At 43.8% G+C, this 4,283-nt stretch carries 5 protein-coding genes and 1 riboswitch; of the genes, 2 read left to right on the forward strand and 3 right to left on the reverse strand.

All coding sequences use genetic code 11. The features are described from left to right. Nucleotides 1-79 precede the first annotated feature (79 nt). Nucleotides 80-1,741, forward strand: coding sequence for a methyl-accepting chemotaxis protein (locus VOR_RS0111100; protein WP_010319777.1), 1,662 nt, complete (start codon nucleotides 80-82; stop codon nucleotides 1,739-1,741). 129 nt (nucleotides 1,742-1,870) lie between these two features. Here VOR_RS0111100 and VOR_RS0111105 read toward each other — a convergent pair whose 3' ends face one another. The 3 genes from VOR_RS0111105 to VOR_RS18740 form a co-directional block, all read right to left on the reverse strand. Continuing rightward, the gene (locus tag VOR_RS0111105; RefSeq protein ID WP_010319778.1) at nucleotides 1,871-2,353 is read right to left on the reverse strand and encodes a YehS family protein; all 483 of its coding nucleotides are present in this window, start codon (nucleotides 2,351-2,353) and stop codon (nucleotides 1,871-1,873) included. Nucleotides 2,354-2,523: 170 nt separating this feature from the next. After that, nucleotides 2,524-3,180, reverse strand: coding sequence for a 3,4-dihydroxy-2-butanone-4-phosphate synthase (gene ribB, locus VOR_RS0111110; protein WP_010319779.1), 657 nt, complete (start codon nucleotides 3,178-3,180; stop codon nucleotides 2,524-2,526). Nucleotides 3,181-3,272: 92 nt separating this feature from the next. Next, a riboswitch (FMN riboswitch) is annotated at nucleotides 3,273-3,429 on the reverse strand. 181 nt (nucleotides 3,430-3,610) lie between these two features. Beyond that, nucleotides 3,611-3,748 (reverse strand): hypothetical protein, encoded by a 138-nt coding sequence (locus VOR_RS18740; RefSeq protein WP_155815363.1) that lies wholly within the window; start codon nucleotides 3,746-3,748, stop codon nucleotides 3,611-3,613. Nucleotides 3,749-3,893: 145 nt separating this feature from the next. Here VOR_RS18740 and VOR_RS17150 point away from each other — a divergent pair. Then, nucleotides 3,894-4,283, forward strand: a 390-nt coding sequence (locus VOR_RS17150; RefSeq protein ID WP_033197443.1) for an SgrR family transcriptional regulator, incomplete at its 3' end; no start/stop codon positions are given.

A 4,283-nucleotide genomic window follows, 5' to 3' on the forward strand; every position in this document is an offset into this window, starting at 1 on the left:
ATAACAGTGTTTATAACAACAAACATATCAATCGTCAGTTAAAGTACCAAGGCCGATAACATAACAACAGGAAATAACCATGAGCCTGACTATTCGCCAAAGACTCTACGTGCTATCAATTGTTCCGCTACTGATTATTTCGTTAAGTATGATGTATCTCAGTTTTTCAGAAACACAAAAACTGAATCACGAACAAATGACCGCCACCCGCGCTAGCATGATGGAGATGAAACAAAATGAGCTGCGTTCATATCTGCAAATTGCCGATACAGCGCTCAAATCACTCAAACAAAAGAACGCCCCCCTCAGTGAAGCCATCACCATACTGCGCGACATCGCGTTTGAAAATAGTGGCTATATCTTTGGCTACAATAGCAAAGGTGATCGACTACTACTGGGCCAAAGCAATGCTGGTTTAGGCGATAACTTTTGGAATATGCAAGACACACAGGGCAACTATTTAATCCAAGATTTAATCAAAAATGCCAAAGCAGATAAGTTCACTACCTACTATTTCCCCAAACCGGGAGAAAGCACGCCACTACCTAAATTGGCCTATTCCGCCTACTTGCCACAATGGGATTTAATGATAGGTACTGGCTTTTACACCGATGATATTGATGCCGTCATTGCCAATATGGAGGAGCTTGCTGCTGAAAATATGCAGAGTAGTTTGGTTAATATCGGTTTGATGAGCCTGATCATCATTCTTATCGTCGGGTTTTTCGCCATCATTTTAAACCGCAGTATTATGCGCCCTCTTGAACTATTTGATTTATCGATTCGCTCATTTGCCAGTGGTGACGCCGATTTAACCGCAAGAATGGAGAAATTCAATGCCCCTGAATTTGCCCAGTTAAGTGACAACTTCAATGCCTTTGTCTCCAGCTTACAAAGTATCATTGCGCGCGTGCACCAAGTTGGGCAACAGGTTGTGGATGAAACCAATGACATGACACAACGAGCACAACAAGTTGACGCCATTGCATCAGGGCAACGTGAAGAGACCGATCAAGTAGCGACAGCGATGACAGAAATGACCACGACTGCAACAGAGATCTCGAACAATGCCCATCATGCCGCTCAATCGGCAAAAGACGCCGACGACAATGCCAAGGATGCCCATGAGATTGTTGATTCGGCAGCAAAATCGGTACAGGATCTCGCCAAAGAGGTCGCTGAAGCGAGCCTTGTGATTTCAAAACTGGAAGGCGATGTGAAAAACATTTCGTCTCTACTTGCGGTTATCCAAGATATTGCGGAACAAACCAATCTACTGGCGTTAAACGCAGCTATTGAAGCGGCTCGCGCGGGCGAGCAAGGACGAGGATTTGCCGTGGTAGCGGATGAAGTCCGAAAATTAGCCAGCCGTACCCAAGACAGTACAGGGCAAATTCATGCCATGATCGGGCAACTGAAAAATGCCTCTGATGCCGCAGTTAAAGCGATGGATTCAAGCCAAAGCCGTAGCTTAAGCACCGTAGAAAAAGCCAATGCCGCATCGACAGCATTACAAAAAATTCAAGACTCTATTGCCACAATTATGGATATGAACGCACTGATCGCAACTGCAACAGAAGAGCAAAGTATTGTTGGGCAAGAGATATCAGAGCGTATTGTGGTGATCTCCGATCAAAGTAGTCAATCGGCTGAACTGGCTAATCATAACCAAGCAGGTAGCCAACAGATGAATAGCCGAGCCAACGAACTCTATGAGTTGGTGGACCGCTTTAAAGTTTAGCAAGAAGAGGTAAAACTGATACTCGTAAGCGTCAGAATGAAGATCGTTGATCACTAAGTAAAAAAGCCATGTCAACATGGCTTTTTTCAATAAAGAGATCCCTAATGACTTACAGGAGATTTCTTTGGTTTAATCGATTTTTTCTTGATATTCGCGTTTATCTTCTGGACGCAGTTGACGCTGAACACCCATTAAAAAGTTACGCAGGATCTGATCTTTACATTCACGGTAGTGTTTATTGTCAGGCTTGCGGAAAAACGCATTAAGCTCATGCTTACTTAAACGAAAATCGATGAAGGCTAATGTGTCTAAAATGTCTTCTGCTTTCATATCCAGCGCAATACGCAATTTCATGAAAATCATGTTATTGGTTAAGCGTGTTTCAGACTGAGGTTGTTCACCATCGCGTTTACCACGCTTTGTATTGATTAAGCCATTGAGAAATATCGCTAGATCCGCATCACTCAATACAGATTCCGTCTCTTTATTTAGCCAAGTAGTCACTTGTTCTTGAGTAACGCAGCCGTCCGCCGCCGCAAAAATCTCAACCATAGCTGAGTCTTTAAAATCAAAAGTGTAGCGAATACGGCGTAAAATATCGTTATTGGTCAAAATAGATCCTAGGGTTAGATTTCCAGTGCCATCAAGATGACAGACTGTGAAGAAATAGCACGCCACTGTAGCAGAAGAGCGATCAGCTACCTATCGATTTTATTAGATGTCGAATAATAGAGAAGATGGCGACTGACCCAAAGAAGCTTTACCTCTCTGGGCCATCGCAGTTAGGCTAATTTCAAATCAAATCTTGTTCGATACAACACCATATCTTCAATCGTTAATACGGGCATATTGTGTTTTTGCCCGAATGCAACGATCTCAGGTGTTTTGGCCATGGAACCGTCAGGATTGGTGAGTTCACACAATACGCCCGCAGGCATTAAACCCGCCATTTGCATAAGGTCAACCGTCCCTTCTGTATGCCCACGACGAGCCAAAACGACCCCTGCTCGAGCGCGAAGTGGGAAGACATGGCCGGGGCGTGCAAGATCATCGGCTTTAGCATCAAAGCGAGCCGCGGTTTTTATTGTGGTGACACGGTCTTGCGCTGAAACGCCTGTAGTTACACCTGTTTTTGCTTCAATCGAAACCGTAAAAGCGGTTTGGTTTGCGCTATTGTTATGCATTACCATCGGGGGCAGTTGCAGTTGATTAGCCTGTTCATCGGTCAAACATAGGCAGACGATGCCACTGCATTCACGGATCATCAGTGCCATTTGTTGTGTGGTCAGTGACTCAACCGCATAAATGATATCGCCTTCATTTTCACGATCTTCATCATCAAGCAACAACACGCCTCGCCCTTCTTTAAGCGCAGACAGTGCGTTTTCAACACGAGTAATAGGGTCGCCAAATTTGGCAAGTAGAGATAGCTGATTCATGGTTTTACTCCTAAAAAATCACCAGAATCAGGGCTGCTATGAGGGATCAAATCCAAAACAAATTGCACCAGCTAGCAAACTAACTGGCGTCTCTTCATTCTCTCTCATCCGGACTATAACCGTCGGCTCTGGTTTTTCACCAGATCTGCTGACCTCGATACATCGAGCGCTCGCGGGCTCATCTGCCTTCTCAACTGAAAAAACAAACACACCGCCGGTGGGGAATTTCACCCCGCCCTGAGAATTTAAAATATAAATTGGCTTTAAAAAAGCGATGTCATGGTAGTCGTTTACGATAAAGATGAAAAGTAGGACGAAGAAAAAGTGATGTGCATCGAAAAGGAAAGGCATCCTGCAATTATGCAGTTGGGGGTAACAGGAGCATAGCTAACTCAAGAGTTTAGGGTATGCAAGATGCCTTTATTCATGGTCACCAGTGACATAAATGAATCAGAGCTAAAATCGCCATCACCTCTATAGGGTTACGTGATTTTTCTAAACGCTGGCGGTAATAGATCGCCAGCGGTGTTGGCTGTTTGGTGTCAGCCGTTATGGGGTCGTTCATCATTCACCTCCTCAGCTATCGATGCGTTGATTGTGAATCAAAACAAGGAATACAAAAACTGAGAATTTTTTATTTTTTAATTCCTCATATCATCGAAATTAGCCTTAAAACGATATTTAAAAACTAAAAATCAATAAATGAGGAACAAATGATCATTAATATTTCTTATTTAGTTCTTCATAAATTCGCTACTATACCCAAACAACTTGACCATCAAGGAGGGCAAAGCGCAAGGTCGTGCGAAGAACTGAACTGCCTATCTCTTCCCTTTCATCCAGAGGATTTGCGAGTGTCTGATCTTACTTTATTACGTTATTACACACGCCTGACCGTGCTTGGTGTGGGTCAAGAGATTAAAGTATCGTTAACACAGGTTGCAGAATGTTTATTCACCTCACCGCGTCATGCACGAAATCTGGTGGCTAAAATGCAGCAACAAAGTTGGCTCAAGTGGCAACCCAAAGTCGGACGTAACCAACGCTCGATACTGCGCCTGAACCTCGATTTAGACACAATCAAACAAACGGGTCGTGACTCA

The organism is Vibrio ordalii ATCC 33509 (assembly GCA_000257205.1).
Taxonomy (GTDB): Bacteria; Pseudomonadota; Gammaproteobacteria; order Enterobacterales; family Vibrionaceae; genus Vibrio; species Vibrio ordalii.

Excerpts from the sequence above, each read along its gene's own strand:
- VOR_RS0111100 (WP_010319777.1), top strand. The coding sequence starts at position 80 with ATGAGCCTGACTATTCGCCAAAGACTCTACGTGCTATCAATTGTTCCG.
- ribB (WP_010319779.1), bottom strand. The coding sequence starts at position 3,180 with ATGAATCAGCTATCTCTACTTGCCAAATTTGGCGACCCTATTACTCGT.
- VOR_RS18740 (WP_155815363.1), bottom strand. The coding sequence starts at position 3,748 with ATGATGAACGACCCCATAACGGCTGACACCAAACAGCCAACACCGCTG.